We start from the raw sequence: 24,436 nt of genomic DNA, 5'->3' as shown, positions 1-24,436 counted from the left end.
ATTCCTTTAATCTTCCACGGAAACACGCGCCTCGGCCGGCACAAAGCTGGCCCGGCCATTGCGGTAGCGCACCAACACTTCCGCCTTGGCATCCTGTAACTGGCCATGCTTGACGGCCGGCAAATAGGTCCAGCGCTTCACGCTATCCTGTATCACCTTGTTCAACTGGGGTTCCATCGGCTTTTCCGCCGCCGCGTACGTCAGGCTGCCGTCGGCGGCAATCGACAGGGTCAGACGATTTTCGCCCGCCGCCTGCTTTTCGTCGAGCACGCCATAATCCACCGTCGTCATCGTCTCGCGCAGCACACTGGCAGGCTGATCCGGCAACGGCGGCAAGGCCTTGAGTTTGGACGCCAGCAGCGCGCCATCGGCCAGCGCCTTGTCCCAGCGCTTCTCGTAGGAACCAGCCTGGACCATGCGCAGCACCTTGGCGGCCCGGTCCATGCGCTTCGCCGTGGCGGCAACGCCATTGTCGGCCGGCTCGCCCGGTTCCGTCGGCATGGCGTTTTCCACCGCATAGCGGTAGGCCGTCAACTGCGCTAGCGCCACCAGGTTGACGGCATCCTGTTCGTCGCCGCCGCGCATCAGGGCCGTGGCGGCGATGCCCAGCCAGGACACGCCATCAGTCGGGTGGGCCCACACGGCTTGCTCGAAATACTGGCGCGCCGCCTGCGGTTCGTTCAGGCTCAGGTGCATGCGGCCCATGGCCGCCGCCGCCAGGTGGTCGCGCGGATCGGCTTGCAACTGGTCAAGATAGGTCTTCGCCAATTCGGGAGCATAGAAGGGCATTGCGCCCAAGCCTTCCATCAAGGTGGTACGCAAGCGGGCACGCACCTTGTCACCCTCGTAACCCGAGGATTTTCCCTCCCCGGAGCGGTACAACAGCTGCAAGCCGCGCGTGACAGCGTCATCATCGCCCTTGCTGATCGCTTGCGACAGGCTGTGCACGGCCTTGCGCGCGTCCGACTGCTGGAAACCGGCCGCCTTGCGCGAGCGCCAACGAAATACTTCCAGGCCAGCCGCCTGGTCCGCTTGAGCCTGCAAGCTTGCCTTCTTGTTGACTTCATCGGACGACGAGGTCCAGGCCGTAAAGCCGATCAGGAACAGCACGATCAGCAGCACCACCACGGCCCAGCCCTTGCCTGAAATGCCGACCGCATTGGCCTGCGCACCGCCCGCAGGCAGCCGCACGGGCGCCTGCCCCGGTGCCGTATGGTGCGCGCCGCGCGCGCTGCGCTGCCGTGGCTGGGACTGCGCCAGCATCTGTTGCTGCGCGAGCACGGACGCTTGCGCTGCCGCACCGATGACCTTGTCGCGCGCGCAGGCTGCGCAGCCGAGGCCCGCGAAATGCTGGTGCTCGGGATTGGCAGTACACACGACAAGCTTGCCGCCGCTGCGCTGCGCATAGCCGCGCAGCAACTGCGCCCAGTCGGCCGCCGAGGGCCGCTGCGGTTTGGGGGACTGGGAAAACGCGCGGTCGAACATGGCGCGCAGTTCAGGAGGCATCAGCGCGTGGCCGCTGGTGGCGTTCGGCGCCAGCTGCTTGTGGCGTTTGATGCCATACGCATAGCAGCCGTCGCGGATACGCCCGGGAATATCGGTCGCCACTTGCGCATTGCCGGGCCGCCCGCTGTACGGGTGGATGCCAAAGTTGAGCAGCTGGAAGATGACGACGGCCAGCGCAAAGCGGTCTTGCGCCATTTCCGTGCCCGCCGGCATGCCCTTGCGCTGGAATTCCGGCGCCAGGTAGTCGGCCGTGAATTGCTCGGCAGGAAATCGCTCGGCATGCCCCTGGATGCTGAAGCCGTCGCAATCGAGCATGGCGATGTACAGCGAATCGCGGTAAAAGCGCAGATTCACAGGTTTCAGGTCGACCACGTAATGCTGTTGCTGATGCAGCGCGTCGATGACGGCGGCCAGGTTGGCGGCCAGGGTCAGCTTGGGGCCGAGTCCCGTGGGCAAGCCGGCCGCGCGCGCTTGCCGCTCCTGCATGATCTGTTCCAGCTCGGCCGTCTGCGCCATGTCCAGCAAGGGCATGACGAAGCCGGCAAAGCCGTCCTGGCCGTCAAACACGGCCGCTTGCGGCCACGCGATCTGCACGTAGCGCTTGCCGTTTTCCAACTGGTCGGGCAGTTCGGGCGTCAGTTCCAGCATCGCTTCGAGCTTGCGTCGGTTGGCGGCCCGGTCCAGGTGAGGATGGTACAGCTTGGCAACCTGCGCGGGCGCGCCGGGCAACAGATACACGCTGCCCGCGCCGCCGCTTTTAATCAGTTTGCCCAAGACCAAACTGCGGACTTTATCCAGCCAAATTTTTCCACCCGGACTCAGGCCCGGCGTCATCCCCTGCTTCTGGCTCATGCGCGCAAGGCCAGCAGCAGGGTCTTGTCGTCGCCCGTGATCTGGTGCGTGCGCGGGTCGGCCAGGGTGGACGCCAGCGCCGTATTGCCCAACTCGATGCTCTCGACCGTACGCAGATAACCTTGCACGGCATCCATGAACGGTGCGTACAAGGCCGCATTGTTCTTGCTCATGGCAAAGGGCATGCAGCCGTCCGACATCAGCACCACGCCGCGCACGGACCGGGGAATGGGCAGCAGGCGCAGCTGTTCGCGCCAGCGTTCGCCGCTGATAAAGTAGGTTTCGTTCGCGTATTCGCCGTTGGCGGGCAGCGAGATGAGTTCGCCGCCATCAATCAGCTGCGCCACGCCCAGGCCATCGCCCAGGTGGAAAAAGAAGCCTGCCTCCGCTCCCATGACCACGCCAACGACAGTGGCAGCGTAATCTTCGAGGGTGGCATTGGCGGCGCGGGCGATATCGTCCAGCGCCGCGCGGATCTGCGCCAAGGCGCCGGCCAGCGCGCCGTCATGTAAATCCTGCACGGTGGCGCCCTGCTCCAGCCGTCCGGCCAGCGCCTGCACGGTTTGCGCGGCAACAAACTGTGCGCCCTGTTCACTGAGCCTGGCCGAACCGGCGCCATCGCAGACGACGGCCACCAGGACGTCTCCCACGACGGCGTGCGCGTGCGCGTCCTGGCAAGGGATGTCTTTATCCAGGTGCGCCTTGCCCGTGACGGAGGCGCCGAATACGCGCCACTGCTTGTTTACTATCGCCATGAATCAGCGGCTTTCACGTATTCACGACAGACCAGCCGTCCGTCGAGGCCAGCTGGGCCTGCGCACCGGGACGCGATTGCGACACCACTTGCATGCTGGCGCTCAGCCACAGGAACAGTTCGCGGAATTGCAAGCCTTTCAGCTGCTTCACGCCCCGCTCGCCTCGGCTGGAAAACTGCCCCAGGGAATCGATGTTCGCGTTGTCGCCCACGGCGATGGGGAAGATCGCCACCTTATTGGCCTGCTCGGCCGCGCGCGCCTGCTCGGCGCCGTGCTGCCAGCGGTCCGTCGGCTCGCCGTCCGACATCAAAAACAGCCATGGCCGCGTGTACGCCACGCCGGCCTGGCGGAAACGCTGCTTTTCCTGCTCGATCTCGGCCAGGGCCAGCTCGACGGCCGCGCCGGTCGGCGTGGTGCCGTTCGCTTCAAGGCGGGGCGCCGTGAAATCCATGGCGTCGCACCAGTTGCTGGCCACCACGGCTTCATCGTGGGCGCCATATTGAATCACGAGGATACGCACGCGCTTGGCGGCGATCACGTCGGACTTGAGTTCCTGTTCCAGCAAGGCCAGGCCTTCGTTGAGCAGCGAGACAGGCTCGCCATCCATGCTGCCGGAGCAGTCCAGCACGAGCACCAGCGGCGTGCGTTGTTCGGTATTGTCGACGAGGGCGACGTCGGGGATCATTATTGAACTCATGGGCAATCGGTAAATGTGAAATCGGTCATAGTGCGAATCTTACATCATCGACGTGTTTTGCCCGTGCAAGTTTCCTACAGAACACCATCCATGCATATTTTTGCAAACCATTGCAGCACTGATGTCTTTGTACTATCTTGATAGTTGCCCAGGCCAGATGGCAGCGGCCAGCCCTTCCTCATAAAGGTGGGGCGGATCGCTGTGCAACACCGCCCTTACCCAGTTCCGCACCTGCACGCCTGCGGCACACTGATGTAATCAGGCTATGGGGACGAGCATGGGCACAGCTACAGCAAGCGCGGATGTGGGCGAACTGATCGCCGCCTTGTACGAGACGGCTTGCGGCACGGACGACTGGCCGCAGTTCGACAGCACGGCCCTGAACAGCCGGCAATGGCAGGAACTCTTGCCGCATCTGCAACGCGCCCTGTGCTTGCAGCAGCGTCTGCGCGAGGCGCAACTGGCCAGCCGCTGCGCCTTGGCGGCGCTCGACGCCATGGGCGCCGCCGTGCTGGTACTCGACGCGGGACTCGGGTTGCGCTTCGCCACGCCCGCCGGCCACGCCTTGCATGCGGCGCAATTGGCGCACACTGCGCCGCCCGCCCTCGTACGCGCTGTGCGTCTCGTCATCGCCAGCGCCGGTGCTAGCGGCCCATCGCAATGCCAGTCGCTTCGCCTGATGCGCAAGCAGCAAACGCCGCTGGCCCTGACCGTCACCCTGCTCGCCGCCTGCCAGCCGCCATGCGCACTGCTGATCGCGCGCGACCCCGCACAAGCGAGCACGTCCGCCACTGCCTTGCGCCAGCTGTTCGACTTGACGCAAGCCGAAGCGCTGGTCGGCAAGGAACTGGCGCAAGGCGCCACCATCGAGGAAATTGCCGCGCGCGGTGGCATCAGCGTCAACACCGTCAAGACGCATCTGCATCACACCTACCTGAAAACGGACACGCGGCGCCAGGGCGAGCTGATCGCGCTGATCCACGGCGCGACGGCGCACCTGGCCGTGCTCGACGCATGAGGCTGCCTCATCCGATCGGATGATGTGCAGGACAACTTGCCTGCCTACACTGGCAAGACCGGTCGCCCGCACCTTGCCAGAGTCATCACAGCGCGTGCTGCCCAGCCGGTTCGATTTCCCTGGTATCGACAACCATATCGCCGCGCCGGCAGCGGACGGCACCACAGTTCAAGGATGGGTAAAAAAATGAAAACATGGATCTTGGCCAGCACCCTGGGCGTCTGCGCCCTGCTGGCAAATGCGCAATCGCTCCCCGACAGCCAGACCGTCGTCATTCCAGGCGGACGCCTGCAGACGATCGAACTGCCGGCACAAAGACATTTTATGAATGCGGAAACGTTTGCCCCGTTCCGCGGCGGCTATGAGCTGTCGAACGGGCAAGTGCTTCACCTGCGCAATATCGGCAACGTCGGCGCCCTCATGTATGCGCGCATCGACGACCAGGAGGAACACCGCATCGTCGCCAGCGGCAGCCACAGCTTCGTGGCGCTGGACCGGCAACTGGCCATACGCATCGACTTGCGCAACGATGGCAGCGTGGGCGGAGAAGTGCTGATGCAGATGCCGGCCGAAAAACTGGCCAGCGGCGCCATCATGCCTGCCCACGTGCAAAGCATGGGCCTGGCCTCGCGCTAAGGCGGCAAGCCCGGGCCGGCATAGACAGCACCGGCCCATAACGCCACAACACCCGCGCCTAGACTGATTCCTGCCCCATTCCCGCCCGCATCATGCGCCAAAGGCCATCCACCAACGAGGACAACAACATGAAAACCATTATCCTGGGCACACTGCTGTGCCTCGCCGCCGCCAGCACGGCAACCACTGCGCAAACCCTGCCACCGGAGCACACTGTCACCGTGCCGGGCAACGCGCTGCGCATCGATGTGCCCGAACACCCGCGCTACATGATGCGCCAGGACTGCAAGAAGTTCGTCGGCACCTATGATCTGTCGAATGGCGACACCCTGGAACTGCGCCTTGCTGGCGCTGTCATGTATGCGCGTATCGGCAAGCAGGAAGAGCATCGCATCGTCGCCACCGACCACAACGCCTTCGTCGCGCTGGACCGCCAGCTGAAAGTGCGCATCGACCACAACGATGACGGCAGCGTGGATGGCGAACTGGTGATGGTGGTGCCGGCGCAGAATCTGTCCGGCGGCGACATCGTGCCCTACCACGTGCAAAGCATCGGCCTGGCGTCGCGCTGAGGCGGCGCGCAGGCACGGCAGGAACAGCTGCAGCCATCGCGTGCTATCATCGCCGCCAAATTCCTTAAACGAATGGCAACGGCCCATGGAGCGCAATGCAGACACCTCGCAGTAATCCCATACTCACCGTGCTGCGCGGCGGCCTGCGCCTGCTGGCCTGGCCCTTGCTGGCCCTGGTCAGCGCCGCCTGCACCAGCACCACGCGCCATCCTGCCAGCGAGCCCACGCAAGTCATCCTGCGCTTCACCTATGACGACGGCAAGCCGATGCGGCATGACGATTACCTGGCCAATGCGCGCCAGCAAACGTATATCAAGCACTGCAGCAAGATAGGCAGCACCACTGTCTGCGACGTCGGCTCCGATCCACTCTTCATGGGTGGCGACGCCCCGCTGGACGCCAACGGCGAAGTGCGCGTCACCCTGCACTCGACCGGTCCCATCGGCAACAATCCGACCAGCCTTTGCATCAAGGGCAAAGGCTACGTCTTTGATTCCGGCGACTGGAAACGCGGTCCCTTCAGCCCCGGCCAGGTGATCGAGATCCGCTACAGGATCAGCGAAGTGGAAATGGCGTGCCCCTGGTCGTCTGGCACGCCGCCTTGGTGGGACAAGAGTTAAGCCAGCCGGGGGCCGGCTGGCCTGGCTTTACTGCAGCTCGAATTCCGCCGGGGTCAAGCCCAGCTCGCGCGCGATCTTGCTGGCCACGCGCTGTTCATTGGCGTCGAAATTGCCGTCCGACGAAGCGACGGCAATGATCATGCGCACCAGCAGGCGCGACGCCTCCACATTCGACTTCATCTTGCCCAGCGCCTGATACGCCTTGGCTTCGCCGATATCCTTGTCGAACTCCAGTTGGCCGACATATTCCTGGAAAGCCTTGATCACATCGCTGGTGGTAAACACCGACAGCGCGTCATTGCTTTCAATAAACTTCACCATTTTCTGCTTCTCTTCCGCGCTGACGCTGCCGTCGGCCATCGCGATCAGGGCCGATCCCGCCATCGCGGCATTCAGGAAATCCTTGTTCTTGTACTTCAGTGCTTCGGTTTTCAGCTCGCTGGCTTTGGTCTTCAGTTTGGACAGAAAGGAATCGAAACTCATGGTGTACCTCCGGGTTGGTTGATTCATGTCGAGCGCAAATCGTGCCGCTACCCGGGATAGTTGAGGGTGCAAGCTTGAAATACAAGCAAGGAAACGAGTCAGACGCTCACTGGCGGCATTTATCTCACCCACAGGCAAAGGCCGGGGTCAGTCACTTCGTGATCGTAATGTCCCCCATTGGGGGACATTACCCCTGTAGGGTCTGACCCCAGTTTCTGCCTTGGGGTGAAAATACAGCCAATGCCACACTACCGCCCATAAAACACCACAAAAACTAGATCACGTGATAATTAACTTATTTGCAGTTGAAAAATAAATAATTCCATGGCAGGATGGAATTACATTTTCCATACTGCAAGGTTGTGATGGACAAGCAATTGCTGCTGATTTGCGCGCTGACGTTCATCATCCACATCATCGGCACCCTCGCCTATTCCGTGCGCATCGCCGGCATCCGCACGCGGCGCATCGCCGTCTCGCTGGCCCTGTTCAGCATCCTGATGCTGCTGTCGCGCACGTCGAACTCATTCCTGGGCCCCTTCCTCGCCAAGCGCGTGGAAACGGGCATAGACCAGCATGTTGCCGCCAGCACGCTATTGCTCGACTTCCGCTGGCTGCTATTCTCCGCCAGCCTGGCGACCATCCTCGGCGCCATACTGATCCCCACCTTCCAGCGCGCCTTCTGCCGAGCCGTCGAGCATTTCCAGGTACACAGGTCGGTGCCGAAACTGCTGCTGCACGCCGTCTTCAAGGGCGGCCTGTCCTACCTCAAGACCTCCGCCAGCCTGCCCAAGACCGCCACCGTGACCGGCCTGCGCCAACAATCCAGCGTCTCCGTCTCCATGACCGCCATGAACTTCATCGCCACAGCCCTGTGGACGGTGGGCGCATCTTTGTCCACCTTACACCGCCGCCCTGTACGCAGGTGTCCTCGACCCCAGCGTGCGCATCACCTCCAGCACGCTTTCATCGATCATCAACGGCGGCGCCACCATCATGATGACCGTCTTCATCGCCCCGCACATGTCGGGCATGACGGATGACGTCATCGAGGGCAAGATCGAAGAATCGCAATTTAGACGGGCGGTGGTGTGGCTGGTGGGGAGCAGATTGGCGGGGACGCTGATAGCGCAGTTTTTGCTGGTGCCATCGGCGGTGATGATTGTGGGGGTGGCGAAGGGGATTTGAAAATAGGGGCAATAATATAGATTACATTATTCCTATAGAATAGAAATGAATATTAAATTATCCGGACGAATTTAAATAAAGGCAAAAAAATGAGGCTACCAGATCAATTGACCGTAGATAATTTAGAATCCGCGTACCGATCTTGGAAAATAACAAACGACCCCAATTTAACGTTACCGCTTTCTCTATCTGCACCTTTGCCATTTTGTATTGAAGCTCCACTTCTACAGCTTATTGCATCTGCCTCTCGTAAAGCTGGGGAAAATTTCGCTGTACACTTTGAAGGCCTTGCAATATCTGATGAAGATTACGAAACAATTCTCAAAAATTCATTAGGCAATACACATGTATTGTGTGCATGGATTATGGCAGCAAAAATTTTCGATTCGAATCTAATTGGCATATCTAAATCACACAGTCAATCATTTTCAAAATATTTAGATGCTATGGATTCATACGACTTCTTAAAGACGCATGCAACACCACAAATGCGAGTTAATTTAATTTGCGTACAAGGTGCGCAACGTGAATTTATTCAGCCGTTATATCACGAAGTTAAAAACAAAATGGTTGTGCGTCCTTATTCAGACGTCAGGTTATTTGTTCAAGACATATTAGCGCAACTAGCATCAAGTTGGACCGGAAAAAAACTTCGTGAAGTATCTGCACCGCTTGCTCAATTAGTACAAGAACTTATGGAAAATGCAGATTGGTGGGCACGAACTGATGAGGCAGGAGTGCCATATAAACGAGGGAAAAGTTTTAGAGTTCTGAGCTTTAGACTTGTAGATATTGATGATGATAACGCCGCAAATTTTGGCGGATCTAACCATCACCTCCAGAGCTACCTTCAAACCATTTTACTAGAGCAAGGCGAATCTGATGGCGGAGAATCAAGTTCAAGAAAACGTTCCATTAAAAGAAGTTCTTTTATTGAGCTTTCGGTCGTTGATTCTGGACCAGGCCTAGCTAGACGTTGGCTATCATCTCAAGATAGCGAGTTTAAAAAAAAACTAGTGGCTGATTTGGAAACCATATCAATGGCCGACGAAGAAAAAGCAGTTGTAGATTGCTTCAAAAAATGGTCTACCTCTTCACATAGCTCCGTTAGAGGAATTGGATTATTTTCTGTAGCAAGAATGTTACGTGAAAAAAATGGTTTTATGCGCTTAAGAACTGGTCGATTGGCATATCTTTTTGGTACACAATCAGCCACAAAAGATGTTGAACAACGAATGAAAGGAAAAGGAGAGGAAGGAAAAGCGACGCAATATACTATGGATGATGGAACACATGTTTTCATGGAAGATACCGACGTGGCATTTTTTCTTCGCCCATGGAACAAGGAAACATTAAGCCCCGTTGAAGGGACATCGTACTCAATCCTTTTGCCGGTATAAACAATGGAAATATTATTTTACGAAAAAAGTACAACTCCATCAGATCCTTTATCCGATTGCGTAATTATATTTCTTGGATTAGATATTCCGGATGCTTTTATCATTGATGATGCATATGTTGACTGGACAAATTCACATGTGCCACCGCCAACGACAGTCATAATTGGTGAAATTTTAGCAATGAAGAAATTTATTACTGAAACATTAAACAAAAAAGGAAGAATATCAGGACTAGATCGTCTTTACGGACAAAGAGAAACAAGAACAGTAGTATTAGGTGGATTTGACTTCAAAGGAAATATTGAAGACATTTCAGAAACCATTCCAAAATATCTAAAATTAAATGAATTGTTTTTTAATTCCATTAAATCGCATATTGACACACAAATATATAATAGCGATGTTATCATTCCAGCACCACTAGGAACATATTTCGAAAAATTATCTGATAGATTTTCAAGCCATTTTATTCGCGCGGAAGCTCTACTTACATCAACAACATCCATTGAACTACTTGCATTGCGCCTTCTCAAGCCATTAAATGAATGGATTAAAGGAGCAGGTATTCGAAATGATGAGTCCATCAACATTTACATAGACACAATGAGTGTATGGCCTGTGGCGGAAAAACTAAGGCAATTTCACTTAATCGGAAATCCAAACTCTCCCTCTTTTACCATCGACAGTTTCAAATCATATGATGGTTTGGAAAAATGGAACCCTCAGAAACGACCATCATTCGTTATAATTTCGGCATCTACGTCTGGTGGATTGGCGGAAAAAATTAGAAAAAAAATAGGAGAATCAAATGCAGAAATTTGGACAATTTTAGGTTTAGAGTCAACCAATGAACACAATTCGGAGGATTGTGAAGAGCCCAATTTTATATCACTCTTATCAAGAAAACTAGATGGTCGCCCCGCATTGAATGGTCTTAGAGACTATTTTGAACCAAACATTAAAGATATTTCACCAGGAACTGAGACTATTAGCATAGTAGGAGAACGTTTTTTAAGTCAAACAGCAAAGCCAAAACGAGTGCGATTGGTGCACAAAACACTCGATGAAACAACAAAAGAAATTCTTGCAAAAATTGCAAAAAAACACATAGTTAAAATTAGTCGAGTGCGCTTTGATGCACAATCTCGATGGTCCATTTCTTTCGATTTGCAAAAAATTATAGGAATGGCAAGTACAGCTGAACTAGGAGAGGTAGATTCTCTTGTAAAAGGATGGATTAAGGACTACAGCCCAGAAAAACCTGTGGTGGTTATTTACCCATCAGCAGATGGTGCTGCAGCTACTGAAGTGGCAAAAAATGCCGCTTTTTTTGCACAAAGAATTTTAGACACTATAAAAGAGTCAAATCCTAACGCAAAAGCATTTAAACTAAGTAGCGATGAATTAACAAAAACTAGCATACCTTTCGCATACGATCTGAATGATTGCAATGCAATAATAGCAGCTCCAATCATAGGAAATGGCTTTATACTAAAACAAATTAGTGCAACCTTGCGTCAAAAACAACCAAAAGGAAAGAGATTATTCCTCGCAATAAGCCTTCTCCCAGAATCAAAAAATCAACTAAATCAATTAAGAAGCGACATCACCTCATGCATAGCAACTGAAAAACTTTACGATTTTAAATACCAATTTTCGTTGGCAATCGGAAAATTAGACGCCACTATGGATTGGAAAAAGGAAATCAATTTATTATCTGAACTTGAACAATCTATGAGCGATGCGAATATAGATTGCCAAGAAGTCACATCAAGAACAGAGTTGCTTATAAATAACAAACCTCTTGAAGATAAATGGGTTTTTCTTCCATCTCCGCTAGGGTTGCCACTACCTCTATCTTCAGGTTTCTTTTTATGGCCAGACAACAGTTCTATTGAAGGGGATAACTTTGGTGGTGCAGTGCTCCTATCAGTAGCAACACTTCTACAAGAGGCCAGAACAACGAAATCTTCAGCAGATGCAACTAGTTTAGTAGCTGGTTTATTTCAGCATGCCTTAATTTGCCCTGAAACATTCACTCGATATAATGATCCTGTAATTCAAGCAGCAATACTTCGAGCAGCATATCCTGCGGAGCTAAATTACAGCGTAAGCTCAGAAATGAGTCACGATATGGAAAGACTACTAATTAAATGGATTAGATATTATGAACATGTAGCAGGTGCAGCAATTGGAGAATTTATTCTAGCACTTGGAACAGGAAAGTTGACACTAAGAAAAGAAGGCCTAGCCAACGTATTCAATAGCTCCAAAGAGTGCACCGGATGGCTTAAATGTTTAATTGAAATAGTATCAAAACGAGTACTTTATTAATTTAAAAAAAGCCGCTGTCTCCCGACAGCGGCTTTCTCATTCCTACCCCAGCAGCAGCGCCTTGAACTCCAGCGCTACCCTGTAAGCTAACTGATTACCCCACAAACTTCCGTGCATTCCTGAACATGCGCATCCACGGTGAATCCTCGCCCCACGCTTCAGGGTGGTAGGACTGCTGCACGCTGCGGAACACGCGCTCCGCGTGCGGCATCAGCACCGTGAAGCGGCCGTCTGGCGTGGTGACGGAGGTGATGCCTTCCGGCGAGCCGTTCGGGTTGTACGGATACGCTTCCGTGGCGGCGCCCTTGTTGTCCACAAAACGCATGGCTTTGGTGACTTGTGTGATGTCGCCCGTTTGCGAGAAGTCGGCGTAGCCTTCGCCGTGGGCGATGGCGATGCCGGCTTGGGTGCCGGCCATGCCGTTGAAGAAGATCGATGGGGAATCCATCACTTCGACCATGGCAAAGCGGCCTTCGAATTTCTCCGACTTGTTGCGCGTGAACTTGGGCCAGGCGTGGGCGCCGGGGATGATGGATTTCAGATTGCTCATCATCTGGCAACCGTTGCAGATACCGAGGCCGAAGCTGTCCGTGCGGTTGAAGAAGCGCGCGAACTGTTCCGCCAGGCTGGCGTTGAACAGGATCGTTTTCGCCCAGCCTTCGCCCGCGCCCAGCACGTCGCCGTACGAGAAGCCGCCCACGGCGATGACGCCCTGGAAGTCGTCCAGTTTCACACGGCCTGCAATCAGGTCGCTCATGTGCACGTCGACGGCCGTGAAGCCGGCCTGGTGCATCACGTACGCCGTCTCGATATGCGAGTTGACGCCCTGCTCGCGCAGGATGGCGACACGCGGACGCACGCCGGTGGCGATGAATGGCGCGGCGATGTTCTCGTTCTGGTCGAAGGTGACGATCGGCGACATGCCCGGATCTTGCACGTCCAGCAGGCGGTCGTATTCAGCGTCCGCGCAGGCCGGATTGTCGCGCAGGCGGGCGATGCGCCAGCTCGTTTCGCTCCACAGGCGGTGCAGTTCGGCGCGCGGCTGGGTGTAAATCAGCTTGGCGTCGCGCGTGAATTCGATGACGTCGCGGTCGTTCAATTTGCCGATGATATGGCTGCAGGCGCCCAAATTAAACGTGCGCAGCACGTCCATGACGAGCGACTTTTCTTCCGCGCGCACCTGGATCACGGCGCCCAGTTCTTCGCTGAACAAGGCGCGCAGGGTCAGTTCGTTGCGGCGTTCCGCTACCTGGCCGGCCCAGTTCTTGGCATCGCCCCAGTCGCTCGAATGCTCGCCTTCCATGGTCAGCATGTCCAGGTTGACGGACATGCCCGTGTGGCCGGCGAAGGCCATTTCCATCAGCGTGGCGTACAGGCCGCCGTCCGAACGGTCATGGTAGGCCAGCAGCTTGTCGTCGCTGTTCAGTTTCTGGATGGCGGCGAAGAAGCCTTTCAGGTCTTCCGCGCTGTCCACGTCCGGCGTGGCGTTGCCCAACTGGCCCATGACTTGCGCCAGCGCCGAGGCACCCAGACGGTTCTTGCCGCGACCCAGGTCGATCAGGATCAGCGAGGTCTCGCCCTTGTCCGTTTTCAGCTGCGGCGTGAGCGACTTGCGCACGTCGGTCACTGGCGCGAACGAGGAAACGATCAACGACACCGGCGACGTGACGGATTTCGCCGCGCCCGTGTTCTCGTCTTTCCACGTCGTACGCATCGACAGCGAATCCTTGCCGACCGGGATGCTGATGCCCAGCGCCGGGCACAGTTCCATGCCGACGGCTTTGACCGTGTCGTACAGGGCCGCGTCCTGGCCAGGCTGGCCGCAGGCGGCCATCCAGTTGGCGGACAATTTGATGTCGGAGATATCGCTGATGGCTGCGGCAGCGATGTTGGTGACGGCTTCGCCCACGGCCATGCGGCCGGAAGCTGCTGCGTCGATGACGGCCAGCGGCGTGCGTTCGCCCATGGCCATCGCTTCACCCAGATACCCCTCGAAGCTCATGGTGGTGACGGCGCAATCGGCCACCGGCACTTGCCATGGTCCCACCATCTGGTCGCGCACGGTCATGCCGCCCACGCTGCGGTCGCCGATGGTGATCAGGAAGGATTTGTCGGCCACGGTCGGCAGCAGCAGCACTTTTTGCGCCACGTCCTTCAAGTCCATGCCCGTCAGGTCGATGGCAGGGAAATCGTTGGCCACGTGGACCACGTCGCGCTGCATCTTCGGCGGCTTGCCCAGCAAGACGTCCATCGGCATGTCGACCGGTTCGTTGCCCAGTTCCGTGTCGATCAGTTTCAGCTGACGCTCTTCGGTGGCCACGCCCACGGCGGCGAACAAACAGCGTTCGCGTTCGCACATGGCTTTGAACAGTGGCAGGCTCTCCGGCGCGATGGCCAGAACGTAGCGTTCCTGCGATTCATTGCTCCAGATTTCCTTCGGCGCCATGCCCGATTCTTCCAGTGGTACTTTGCGCAGGTCGAAAATCGCGCCGCGCTTGGCGTCGTTGGTGATTTCCGGGAACGCATTCGACAAGCCGCCCGCACCCACGTCGTGGATCGAGATGATCGGATTGTCCGCGCCCATTTGCCAGCAGGCGTTGATGACTTCCTGGGCGCGGCGTTCCATTTCCGGATTGCCGCGCTGGACGGAATCGAAGTCCAGGTCGGCCGTGTTGCTGCCGGTGGTCATCGACGAAGCGGCGCTGCCGCCCATGCCGATGCGCATGCCCGGGCCACCGAGCTGCACCAGCAGGCTGCCGACGGGGATGTCGTTCTTGTGCGTGTGCTGCGCCGAGATATTGCCGATGCCGCCAGCGATCATGATCGGCTTGTGGTAGCCGAACACGGCGTCTTTGTCGACGCCGACGTTCTGTTCATACGTGCGGAAGTAGCCGCCCAATACGGGACGGCCGAATTCGTTCGAGAACGCGGCGCCGCCCAGCGGGCCTTCGATCATGATTTGCAGCGGCGAAGCGATGCGCTCCGGTTTGCCGTATTGGTCCGCATCCGCGCGGCCAGCCAGCGGCGCCGTCACGGAAGCTGCCGTTTCCCAGCTGCGCACGGCGTCCGGCAGGGACAAATTCGACACGGTGAAGCCGGTCAGGCCAGCCTTAGGCTTGGCGCCGCGGCCCGTCGCGCCTTCGTCGCGGATCTCGCCGCCCGCGCCCGTGGAGGCGCCGGGGAATGGAGATATTGCCGTCGGGTGGTTATGCGTTTCCACCTTCATCAGGGTGTGCGTCAGTTCCGTCGACGCCGCATATTCGTGGCTGGCGCCGCGCGGGTAGAAGCGCGAAACCGTCGCGCCTTCCATGATCGAGGAATTGTCGCTGTAGGCGACGACGGTGCCCTTCGGCTGCAGTTCGTGTGTGTTCTTGATCATGCCGAACAGCGACTTCGGTTGCGCCACGCCGTCGATGGTCCAGTCGGCGTTGAAGATCTTGTGGCGGCAATGTTCGCTGTTCGCCTGCGCGAACATCATCAGTTCCACGTCCGTCGGGTTGCGGCCGGCCTTGGTGAAGGCGGCGTCCAGGTAGTCGATTTCGTCTTCCGACATCGCCAGGCCCAATTCCGTGTTCGCCGTTTCCAGCGCGGCCTTGCCCTGCCCCAGCAAGTCGATCGATTCGAGCGGACGCGCTTCCAGGGTGCGGAACAGGTCTTTGGCGTCGTCTGCGCTGCGCAGCACGGATTCCGTCATGCGGTCGTGCAGCAGGTCGGCCACAGAGTTCAACTGCGCCTCAGTCAATTTACCGGCGCCGATGGCGCTGCCCAGGATGCCCGATTTCAGGTTGATGCGGAAAGCGATGCCGCGTTCGACACGCTTGATGTGCGCCATGCCGCAGTTGTGCGCGATATCGGTGGCTTTCGAGGCCCACGGCGAAATCGTGCCGAAACGGGGGATGACGAAGAATTCTTCGGCAGCGCCTTCCGTATTGTCAGCCTGGGCCGGCTCGCCGTACGTCAGCAAGGCGCCAAGGCGCGTGCTGTCGTCGTTGGTGAGAGGCGCGCTGGCATCGATGAAATGGACATAGCGTGCTTGTACGGCAACGATCGCAGGCGAGACGGCTTGCAGTTGGCTTAACAGACGGTGGCTACGGAAAACGGACAGGGCATTGGAACCCGGCAGTATCAACATGATTGGAAGGTGGTTGATGCAGCGTGGCTGCGGGTTAAAGGTAGGTATGACAATATCTTTCGTACGGCAAATTTCCTTTGCGCGCATTATACCCGTTTTACCCCTGCCTTATGACCGGAACTTGGGGTTTTACCCCCCTTTTGCCACCGTTTTGCCCCACGCAGCGGCAGTTTTTGACATGGCAACAACACCCTCAGCCGGTCATCAGACGATCACATAGCGATTCTTGCCTTGCCGCTTGGCCAGGTACAGGGCCTCGTCGGCCAGCCGGTAGCTGTGGCCCAGGTCCTTGCCACGGTCCAGTTCGGCCACGCCCACGCTGATCGACACGAACTGGGCGGCCAGGAAAGCATCGCTGACGGCTTCGACCAAGGCGCCGGCAAAGGCGCGCGCATCTTCGCGGTCGCCCGCGTAGACGATGCCGAATTCCTCGCCGCCCAGGCGCCCGCACAAATGACCCTGCGCCTTGTCCGCGATGACGGCGGCCGTGCGCACGAGCACCGCGTCGCCCGCATCGTGGCCCTGCTGGTCGTTGATGATCTTGAAATTGTCGATGTCGATCATCAGGAAATGCAGCATGCCGCCGTGAGTCGCGCCATACATCTGCTGGGCGCGCTGCGTGAACATGCGGCGGTTGTTCAGGCCCGTCAGGCTGTCCTGGAAGGCCAGCCGCGTCAATTCCACCTTGGAGTGATAGTTTCGCAAACGCAATAAACTGAAGCTGACATTCAGTGCCAGCCCGAACAGCACGCTGACGGCGATCATCAAGGGCGCCCAGGATTGGTCGGGCAAGCCCGCGTTGACGGGATACAGGCCGTGACCCACGTTCCACCACACGCCGGCCACCACGGCCAGGTAGCTGAGGCCGCCATTGAAGATGGAGGCGATGGCCAGGGTCATGAAGACGCCGACCGGCAGGACCCAGAAGCTGGCGTGCTGCACGGCGTCGGCCATGGTGCGCAAGCCAAAAGTCAGGGCCAGCACGGCGCAGGCGCCCGTAATGGTCAGCACGGGCAGGGTGGTGCAGCGGTAGCGCACGACCAGGCTGATCAGCATGCCCAGCAGCGCCAGCACGGCATGCGTGAGGTTCGGATGGTAGGTGGGCGGCATCAGCAGCCACGTCAGACTGAAGGCGATGATGCCCAGCACTTGCGTCACCATGCCGACCCGGTGCAATTCCGCAAAATAGGTATGCTGCTGTTCGCTGTTGCCGCCAAATGCGAGGGGAACGGCAACGCGGCGCAGGGAAGAGAGATCAGGAACACGCATACGGGTATCGACACCAGAAAGAAGAAAAGCGCCCGGTACAGCCTTGCGCATGCCTGGCCGCAAGATTGCGCGGCATTCAACATTAGTTGTAATTAGGATACTATCATGCTAGTCAACTATGTGCTGGAATTTGCGGCGCCGGCATGGGCACACAGGGCAGCAGCGGCATGAAATACAACGCTGCGCGCCAGCCGATGTGTCCTGCGCCCTGCCCCGCGCCCGATTGCATGCATTTTGCTGGCAGTGTCGCCCGGCTTTGCAGTATGCTGATAAAAAGTAATACTGCCAGGCAGAGACATATAAGAAGAGTTCCCGCAAATGACCGAACAGATGAACGAGAGCTGAACAATGCCAGAAACTAGCGACTTATCTGTCCTGATCGTCGACCCGAACCCCAGCATGCGGGGCAATCTGCACAATATGCTGAACCAGGCGGCCATCACCAAGGTGGAATATGCCGTCAATGCCGGCACGGCCATCCGCTTGCTGACGAAGAAACCGTTCGACATCATCCTGTGCGAATACGACCTTGGCAGCGGCACGGACGGCCAGGATGGCCAGCAATTGCTGGAAGACTTGCGCCACCACAAGCTGATCGGGCTGTGGACGATCTTCATCATGCTGACGTCGGAAGCCATCCACAGCAAGGTGATCAGCGCGGCCGAACTGACCCCGTCCGACTACATATTGAAACCGTTCACCGTCGATGTGCTGAGCGGACGCATCGCGCGCGCCATCGAACGGCGCGCCGTTTTCCTGCCCACGTACCAGCTGATCGACAAGGGCGATTTGCGCGAAGCCGTGAAAAGCTGCCGCGCGGCCGAACTGCAGCACCCGCGCCTGGCGGCCGATTTCGCCCGCCTGCGCGCCGAACTGCACATCACCCTCGATGAATGGAAGGAAGCGGAACAGCTGTACGCCGACATGCTGGCCACGCGCCCCATGGCCTGGGCCCACCTGGGACTGGCGCGCACCCTGTTCGAACAGCAGCGCCACGAAGAGGCGCAGGACGCGCTGCTGGAACTGGTGGAGACCTATCCCCGCTTCATGGCCGCCTACGACCTGCTGGCGCAAAACCATGAAGCCATGGGCCAGCAACTGCAGGCGAAAAAAATTCTCGAGGACGCGGTGGCCATCTCGCCGCACATGGTGCGCCGCCTGCGCCACTTGGGCGGCATCGCCTTCGACACGGGCGACATCGGCGCGGCCGAACGGGCCTATAAACAGGTGGTGACGAAAGCCAAATACTCGGAATTCCGCGACCCGGAAGACCATGTCAACCTGGTGAAAACGCTGGTCAAGAAAGGCGATGCGCCGCAGGCCAGCGGCGTGCTGCGCGACATGGAGCGCTCGCTGCGCGGCGGCGCCAACGTGGAAGCATGCCGCGCCATCTCGGCCGCCATGCTGCATGAATTGTCGGGCAACGACATCGCCGCCGCCACCGAACTGCAACTGGCCGCCGCCGCCCTGGACACGGCGCGGGGCCTGTCGACGCAGCTGAAGGTGGGCCTCGTGCAAAGCTGCCTGAAAAACAACCTGGAACAGGCGGCGTCCGACGTCATGATGAAACTCGTCAACGAAGCCGACAGCGACGTGACGATGGAAGCGGCCGTCGATGTCTTTGAAAAGGCGGGCCGCCACGACCTGGCGCAAGGCATGGGCCAGCAGATCACGAACCAGGTACAGGAACTGATGCAGGATGCGGCCAGCAAATCGGAAAGCGGAGAGCTCAAGGGGGCAGTATTCGTGCTGCGCCAGGCCCTGCGCAAGACGCCAGGCAACCTGCCCGTGCTGTTCGCCTCCGTCGACGCCATCCTGCGCCAGCTCAACATGCTGGGCTGGGAAGCCCCGCTGGCCGAACAGGCGCAGCACCAGATGCAGGTGATCAGCAAGATCGATCCCAAGCATCCGAAGCTGGAATCGCTCAAGCAGCAGTATGCGGCCACGCAGCATAAATACGGTATTGCGACGTGATCTGAGGGACGCACTGCAAACCTGCTGCGCAGCCCATTTCCGATCATTCGCGTAGGTCGGATTAGCGGAGCGTAGTCCGACACCATTGTTGGCTCCGTAGTGTCGGATTACGCGGCGTGCCGCCGCTAATCCGACCTACGCCCCCCGTGCCGCCACTAGCTCGATCAACTCGCGATATTAACGCTCTCCCCTGAGCGTGTAGACCGGCTTCTCTGACTCCCCTTTCTCCGCCATCGCCAGCACGCGCTGCAGTTCCTTGCGCTCCTTGCCCTCCTTGGCCGATGACACCAGGTTGCGCAGGATGGCGACATGCGCCGTCTGCAGCGCCTGAGCGGCGGGCACGGCGATGTCCGGTTTCACGCCGACGTGCTCCCAGTTGGTTTTGGTGACGGCATTGGTCGTGCGCGCGGTGGGGATCGCGACAATGATGTCCTGCCCCAGACTGAACCAGCTCACGGGATTGGAGCCGCCGCCGGTGGTTTCTCCAACCACCGTACCGCGCTTCTGCGCCTGGATGCCATAGGAGAAATCCTCCCCGCCCGAAAACGTGCGGGCCGAGGTCAGTACGTACACGGGCTTGTCGTAACGCTGGGTGACCGCCTTCACGGTCCAGAACTGCCGCGTCGTACCGGTCGGGCGATCGTACATGTCGATAAGGTGGCGCTCGTCGCCGAGCGGGAAGAAATGACTCATCAGGTAAGCCACGCTGTCCGGGCTGCCGCCGCCGTTGCGGCGCAGGTCGAGGATCAGCGCATCCGTCCCCGCCATGAGCGACATCGCCGCCGTGTACGCCGCGCCGACGAATTCCGGGCCGCCGAAGCGGCGCAGCTCGATGTAGCCGACGTTGCCGGGAAGGCGTTCGATCTTCTCGATGTCATAGCCGCGCCGCGCGGTCTGGTCGCGCCATTCTTCAATCTTGGCGCGGCTGGGCAGTTCGTCGGCACCGCTGCCCTCACGAAAACCTTCATAAAACGCGGCGCCGAAATGCAAATCACCGCTCAATTCCCGCAAGTCCTTCGCCAGCGCCGCGCTGAACGCCTTCACGCTGGCGGCGCTCGCATAGCCTCCTTCCGCATTTTTCCTGGCGATCGCACTGCCGACCCGTTGGGCCACCGCTGGCTCGATGTAATTCGCGTTCATTTTCGTTACCAGTGTCTGTACGATCGTCGTGCGATCGGCCGCGTTCAAGGCGGTGTCCTCCGCCGCAAAGGCGTGCAACGACAACAACGTGCCCAATACGACTGCTGCGACAAGCTTCTTTCTACCTGACATACATTCCTCCAAGTTGGACTGCGAAACGTTTGATCGTGTGTGAAAAAGTGTGCGTGGCGGCATCATTCAGGTTTCTCGCCAGGTGTTGTCGTGCCTGCGTCAGAGCGAGCATCCAGGCGCAGCCTGCCGTCGCGGATGCGCGCGCCGAAGGAACGCGTCTCGAGTACGGCGATCGCCTGTGCGAGGCAGTCGGACAAGGGAAACGCCAGTTCCGCATCGAGGCTGTCGGCCGCGGATTTGGTCGCCTGCCAGCACAGCCGCAGGCGCGGCAGCATCGCCGCGCCAATGGCGCTGAGGCGCACCACGCGCTGCCTGCCGTCTTCGCCGCCGGCGGCCACCGTGAGCAGGCCCTTCTTCACCATCAAGGCCACTGTCTGCGTCGCGGCGGGCTGCGTGAGCCCGGCCACGGCCGCCAGCTCCCCGATGGTCGCGCTCGGCTGCTCGGCCAGCACCCGCATCACGGGCGTGTAGCGCGGCCGGTAATCGAGTCCCGCGTCCACGTAGGCCTGCTCGACCGCGCCGTCAAGCAGTTCGATGAGATGTCGTAATTGCGTGCCTAATCCAGGTTTCATGCAACCATGGTAGCACCACTTATATAAGAGCTTATATAAATATTTAAAAACTATTGAAGCGGGCTGCCATCCAGGCGAGGCAGCCTCAGCAAAGCGCCTGCTTGTGCACGTTATAAGTTAGCGACGATTGGTAGTTTGCAATGAGTTCGCTGCCACAGCAGCGCCGGCATCAGCGCGGGAATTTATAGCGTACCAGCAGCGTAGCCCCCTTGCCGCCAGGTGGCGTCAGCAGTATCTCGTCACCCGGCTGCATCTCTTCATACATCACCGTGCAACAGGTCGGCATCGAGTGGCCGCGCGCAGGATAAACGCCAACGTCCGTGTGCAGGTTCGCGGCGCGTACGTCCACGCTGGACTTGCCGGCCTTTGCTTCTTCTTGCAGCAGCTTGCGCAGTGCGGTGACGAAATCCCCCTTGCTGAGCCTGGCAGGCGCCTGGTTTGCTTGCGGGCGAGTGGTTGCGTCGTTTTTCATGGCAGTTTCTTTCAGTAAATAATTTTTCGCCACTATAACATTCGCCCTTGGTGCAACGCGACCCGGGGGAGCAGCGAGGCCATCACATCCGTCCTAGGCAACTGTGGCAGAACACCTGCGATGGAGTTGCCATCATGATCGGCGCGACATGGTATCTGGTGTATTTCCTAAGCTGAAGCTTGCGCTGGCTTTTTACGTGCTCTGAGTAATGAGGCGACTGCCCATTTAGGGTAGAGTGTTGCGACCATCGATTGAATCCGTAGCCAAAAGCAGTCGTTGGCCTATCAGAAAGTCCTGGAAATTTCATGAGTTATTATCGTATTAAGAGCATTGTTTTATGGAATCAAATTGCTGCTCGCACCATTCGTGCGATCATTGGATTGGCAGTGGTCTGGACGAGTACCGTCTCAGCGCAACCATTTCCGCAGACGTCACTGCAATGTGCAGTCCCTGCCGAACTGGAGACTCGAATCAAGGTTGAAAATATAATCTTAATGGGTGAAGTCCATGGGACCGCTGAAGCCCCAGCCGCCTTCGGCACCGCTGCCTGCCGCGCGCTCGCGCTGGGTCGAAGTGTTTCGGTGGGGCTGGAACTGTATGGCAACGAGGCTGAAGTTCTAAGGAGTTATTTGGCGTCAAACGGCGGACAGCCAGCATCTGCCCTACTCCTCCGCTCATCGTTCTGGACACGAGAGTTTCAGGATGGCCGTTCAAGCTATGCTATTTTTCAACTTATCGAACGATTACGTTTGCTTGCGCAGAAAAATCCAAACCTGAATGTATTTGTACTGGAAGGCGACGCAGTAGTAAATTCCGGGACCGCATCTTCTACGCGCGATGAAGTCATGGCAACCAAAGTACGCGCTGAGCGCGCTCGCCGTCCTGCAGCATTGATACTAACCTTAAGTGGCAATGTCCACAACCGCATCAAGGTAATGTCTTCATCTTCAGGTGGATCAATTCCACCGCTATCAATGGGTGTGCTGTTAGCGGACTTATCGCCCCGCGCGGTATCTTTGAGAAGGTCAGAAGGTACCTTTTGGGCTTGTGCCCCGAAGTGCGGTGTACATGGTGATCCCGTGCAGGAAAAATCACTTGTAGATCACAATCAAATGTATCGCCGGCTGGCCGAACAAGCGCTATACACCGACGAATGGATATTAGGCCCCAGTACTGTATCCAGTCCTGCGATCCATATAGCTGCAGAACGACTGTCTAATGAAGCAACACCTTGAACGAAGTGGTTTTGATTAGGTGGGTTATGGGCGGTTGCTGCAGTCAGCCACTACAGCATGAGTACGCCAGAATGAGGTCCGATTTCAAAGAAGGACCTATGAAACCGAACACGCAGACGCCGGCTCTCCGAACCACCTGGAGCAAGGGGAAATTGGTTGACCAAAAAGACTCCATTGAAGTTGAAAGAGATTTGGGCCATCCAAATCCGCCTCCAATTCACCCAAAAGGTCAGGGATCTTGCCCTATTCATCCTGGCCCTTAGATAAAGCCTCATTCTTTAATATGCTATTAAAAAGACCGTTTGTAACGTTTACGCCGACGCAGGCAGGCGACGCAGATGCACTTGTCGCGCTTCGAATTGAGGCGATGCGCGATAGCCTGATGCAAGTAGGGAGATTCGATCCGGTGCGAGCGAGAGAGAGGTTTCTGTCCGGTTTCTTGCCGGAGCACACACGCCATATTGAAATAGAAGGCAAACGGGTCGGCTTTATTGCTATCAGAAAGCAAGCAAATGTCATGCTTCTCGACCACCTCTATATTCATCCAAACAATCAGGGCAAGGGTATTGGGGCCGTTGTTCTTGCTCGTATTATCGAAGAGGCAAACGCTCTTGGTTTGCCTCTTCGAGTGGGAGCCCTACGTGGTAGCGACGCAAACCGTTTCTATGTGCGCCACGGATTTAAGTTGATTGAGGACGGAGACTTTGACATTTATTACATTCGTCCATGCGAAATGGACACCAAGTGCTCGGATCAAATGTAAAGCGCCATTTATACCGCACAGTCGGATTACGGCCCTGTCGGGCCTAATCCGCCCTACGCTCCACCCGCGCCACCACCAGCTCAATCAGCTCCGCGATCAATGGCCGGAACGTGGCCGCATTGCCGCCCTGCCCCAGCATCACTGTGCGCGTGGTCAGGTGCGAAAAAACAGCGTCGAACAGGATTTGCGGCAAATTGGAAAACGAGGTGTCGGGCGCGATGCGGCCCTGGGCGCGCTGCTGCTCCAGCAGGCGCAAGATCAATGCGTGCCACACTTGCGGACCGTGCTCGTACCAGGTCTGGCCCACGGCTGGCACGGCGGCGGCGGCCGTGACAACGAGGCGGTAGAAATCCACGTGGCGGGGGCTGGTGACGACGGCCACCAGTTCATCGAGGATCAATTGCAAGCCCTGTTCCAGGCCCGCTTGCGACGTGTCGAGCTGGCGCAGCGCGATGATAAAGTCGGCGCACAGGTATTCGACCACGGCCACCAGCAATTCCTGCTTGCTGCCGAAGTAGCGGTAGGCGGTGGCTTTCGAGCCACCCGCCTCGGCCACGATGGCGTCCATGCTGACGCCGTCGTAGCCGGCGTCAAGAAAGAGTCTGGATGCCGCCACCAGCAGCTTGCGCCGCCGCTCCTCGCTTCGGGTACTCGGGGAAGCGGGAACGGTGCGCAACTGGGGCATG

The 24,436-nt window shown here is 57.8% G+C and carries 19 protein-coding genes and 1 pseudogene; 10 read left to right on the top strand and 10 right to left on the bottom strand.

What is annotated here, in order from left to right:
- Window positions 1-6: 6 nt before the first annotated feature.
- The 3 genes from VM94_RS27410 to VM94_RS20755 form a co-directional block, all read right to left on the bottom strand.
- Window positions 7-2,280 (bottom strand): hypothetical protein, encoded by a 2,274-nt coding sequence (locus VM94_RS27410; protein ID WP_138829191.1) that lies wholly within the window; start codon window positions 2,278-2,280, stop codon window positions 7-9.
- Between the two features lie 74 nt (window positions 2,281-2,354).
- Complete coding sequence (locus tag VM94_RS20760) at window positions 2,355-3,113, bottom strand: PP2C family serine/threonine-protein phosphatase (protein ID WP_046685146.1); 759 nt, start codon at window positions 3,111-3,113, stop codon at window positions 2,355-2,357.
- Window positions 3,114-3,126: 13 nt separating this feature from the next.
- Window positions 3,127-3,810 (bottom strand): vWA domain-containing protein, encoded by a 684-nt coding sequence (locus VM94_RS20755; protein ID WP_046685145.1) that lies wholly within the window; start codon window positions 3,808-3,810, stop codon window positions 3,127-3,129.
- Window positions 3,811-4,087: 277 nt separating this feature from the next.
- On the opposite strand from VM94_RS20755, the gene VM94_RS20750 reads away from it, so the two are divergent.
- The 4 genes from VM94_RS20750 (at window position 4,088) to VM94_RS20735 (ending at window position 6,656) form a co-directional block, all read left to right on the top strand.
- Window positions 4,088-4,828, top strand: coding sequence for a helix-turn-helix transcriptional regulator (locus VM94_RS20750; protein ID WP_160309311.1), 741 nt, complete (start codon window positions 4,088-4,090; stop codon window positions 4,826-4,828).
- Window positions 4,829-5,014: 186 nt separating this feature from the next.
- Window positions 5,015-5,464 (top strand): hypothetical protein, encoded by a 450-nt coding sequence (locus tag VM94_RS20745; protein WP_046685143.1) that lies wholly within the window; start codon window positions 5,015-5,017, stop codon window positions 5,462-5,464.
- Window positions 5,465-5,592: 128 nt separating this feature from the next.
- Window positions 5,593-6,036 carry a hypothetical protein gene (locus VM94_RS20740; protein WP_046685142.1) on the top strand — a complete coding sequence of 148 codons (444 nt, stop codon included), beginning with the start codon at window positions 5,593-5,595 and terminating at the stop codon, window positions 6,034-6,036.
- Between the two features lie 95 nt (window positions 6,037-6,131).
- Window positions 6,132-6,656, top strand: coding sequence for a hypothetical protein (locus VM94_RS20735; protein ID WP_138829190.1), 525 nt, complete (start codon window positions 6,132-6,134; stop codon window positions 6,654-6,656).
- A gap of 27 nt (window positions 6,657-6,683) precedes the next feature.
- On the opposite strand, the gene VM94_RS20730 is transcribed toward VM94_RS20735, so the two are convergent.
- Window positions 6,684-7,139 (bottom strand): tellurite resistance TerB family protein, encoded by a 456-nt coding sequence (locus VM94_RS20730; RefSeq protein WP_046685140.1) that lies wholly within the window; start codon window positions 7,137-7,139, stop codon window positions 6,684-6,686.
- A 365-nt stretch (window positions 7,140-7,504) separates the two neighbouring features.
- On the opposite strand from VM94_RS20730, the pseudogene VM94_RS20725 reads away from it, so the two are divergent.
- The 3 genes and pseudogenes from VM94_RS20725 (at window position 7,505) to VM94_RS28310 (ending at window position 12,061) form a co-directional block, all read left to right on the top strand.
- A pseudogene (locus tag VM94_RS20725) lies at window positions 7,505-8,327 on the top strand (lipid II flippase Amj family protein).
- Window positions 8,328-8,434: 107 nt separating this feature from the next.
- On the top strand, window positions 8,435-9,727 hold the full coding sequence (locus VM94_RS28315; RefSeq protein ID WP_144295914.1) for a hypothetical protein: 1,293 nt from the start codon (window positions 8,435-8,437) through the stop codon (window positions 9,725-9,727).
- A 3-nt stretch (window positions 9,728-9,730) separates the two neighbouring features.
- Window positions 9,731-12,061 carry a hypothetical protein gene (locus VM94_RS28310; protein WP_138829188.1) on the top strand — a complete coding sequence of 777 codons (2,331 nt, stop codon included), beginning with the start codon at window positions 9,731-9,733 and terminating at the stop codon, window positions 12,059-12,061.
- Between the two features lie 94 nt (window positions 12,062-12,155).
- On the opposite strand, the gene purL is transcribed toward VM94_RS28310, so the two are convergent.
- Both purL and VM94_RS20715 read right to left on the bottom strand, forming a co-directional pair.
- Window positions 12,156-16,193, bottom strand: a complete 4,038-nt coding sequence (gene purL, locus VM94_RS20720) for a phosphoribosylformylglycinamidine synthase (RefSeq protein WP_046685139.1) — start codon at window positions 16,191-16,193, stop codon at window positions 12,156-12,158.
- A 204-nt stretch (window positions 16,194-16,397) separates the two neighbouring features.
- Window positions 16,398-17,462 (bottom strand): GGDEF domain-containing protein, encoded by a 1,065-nt coding sequence (locus VM94_RS20715; RefSeq protein ID WP_160309310.1) that lies wholly within the window; start codon window positions 17,460-17,462, stop codon window positions 16,398-16,400.
- Between the two features lie 348 nt (window positions 17,463-17,810).
- Between VM94_RS20715 and VM94_RS20710 the strand changes: the two genes are divergently transcribed.
- Window positions 17,811-19,436, top strand: a complete 1,626-nt coding sequence (locus VM94_RS20710) for a tetratricopeptide repeat-containing response regulator (protein WP_046685138.1) — start codon at window positions 17,811-17,813, stop codon at window positions 19,434-19,436.
- A gap of 177 nt (window positions 19,437-19,613) precedes the next feature.
- On the opposite strand, the gene VM94_RS20705 is transcribed toward VM94_RS20710, so the two are convergent.
- From VM94_RS20705 to VM94_RS20695, 3 genes are all read right to left on the bottom strand, one after another.
- Window positions 19,614-20,708, bottom strand: a complete 1,095-nt coding sequence (locus tag VM94_RS20705) for a S41 family peptidase (protein WP_046685137.1) — start codon at window positions 20,706-20,708, stop codon at window positions 19,614-19,616.
- Between the two features lie 62 nt (window positions 20,709-20,770).
- Window positions 20,771-21,280: a MarR family winged helix-turn-helix transcriptional regulator gene (locus VM94_RS20700; protein WP_046685136.1), complete on the bottom strand. Its 510-nt coding sequence runs from the start codon at window positions 21,278-21,280 to the stop codon at window positions 20,771-20,773.
- 169 nt (window positions 21,281-21,449) lie between these two features.
- Complete coding sequence (locus VM94_RS20695; RefSeq protein ID WP_046685135.1) at window positions 21,450-21,752, bottom strand: hypothetical protein; 303 nt, start codon at window positions 21,750-21,752, stop codon at window positions 21,450-21,452.
- 305 nt (window positions 21,753-22,057) lie between these two features.
- Between VM94_RS20695 and VM94_RS28305 the strand changes: the two genes are divergently transcribed.
- Window positions 22,058-22,987: a hypothetical protein gene (locus VM94_RS28305; RefSeq protein WP_138829186.1), complete on the top strand. Its 930-nt coding sequence runs from the start codon at window positions 22,058-22,060 to the stop codon at window positions 22,985-22,987.
- Between the two features lie 238 nt (window positions 22,988-23,225).
- The gene (locus VM94_RS20690) at window positions 23,226-23,750 is read left to right on the top strand and encodes a GNAT family N-acetyltransferase (protein ID WP_313902977.1); all 525 of its coding nucleotides are present in this window, start codon (window positions 23,226-23,228) and stop codon (window positions 23,748-23,750) included.
- A 43-nt stretch (window positions 23,751-23,793) separates the two neighbouring features.
- Here VM94_RS20690 and VM94_RS27405 read toward each other — a convergent pair whose 3' ends face one another.
- The gene (locus VM94_RS27405) at window positions 23,794-24,435 is read right to left on the bottom strand and encodes a TetR/AcrR family transcriptional regulator (RefSeq protein WP_082127820.1); all 642 of its coding nucleotides are present in this window, start codon (window positions 24,433-24,435) and stop codon (window positions 23,794-23,796) included.
- Window position 24,436: the final 1 nt, after the last annotated feature.

The sequence above is a fragment of the Janthinobacterium sp. KBS0711 genome (genome assembly GCF_000988085.1).
GTDB lineage: Bacteria > Pseudomonadota > Gammaproteobacteria > Burkholderiales > Burkholderiaceae_D > Janthinobacterium > Janthinobacterium lividum_E.
Note: the sequence above shows the minus strand (reverse complement) of the source record. Positions and strands in the feature narration are given on the sequence as shown.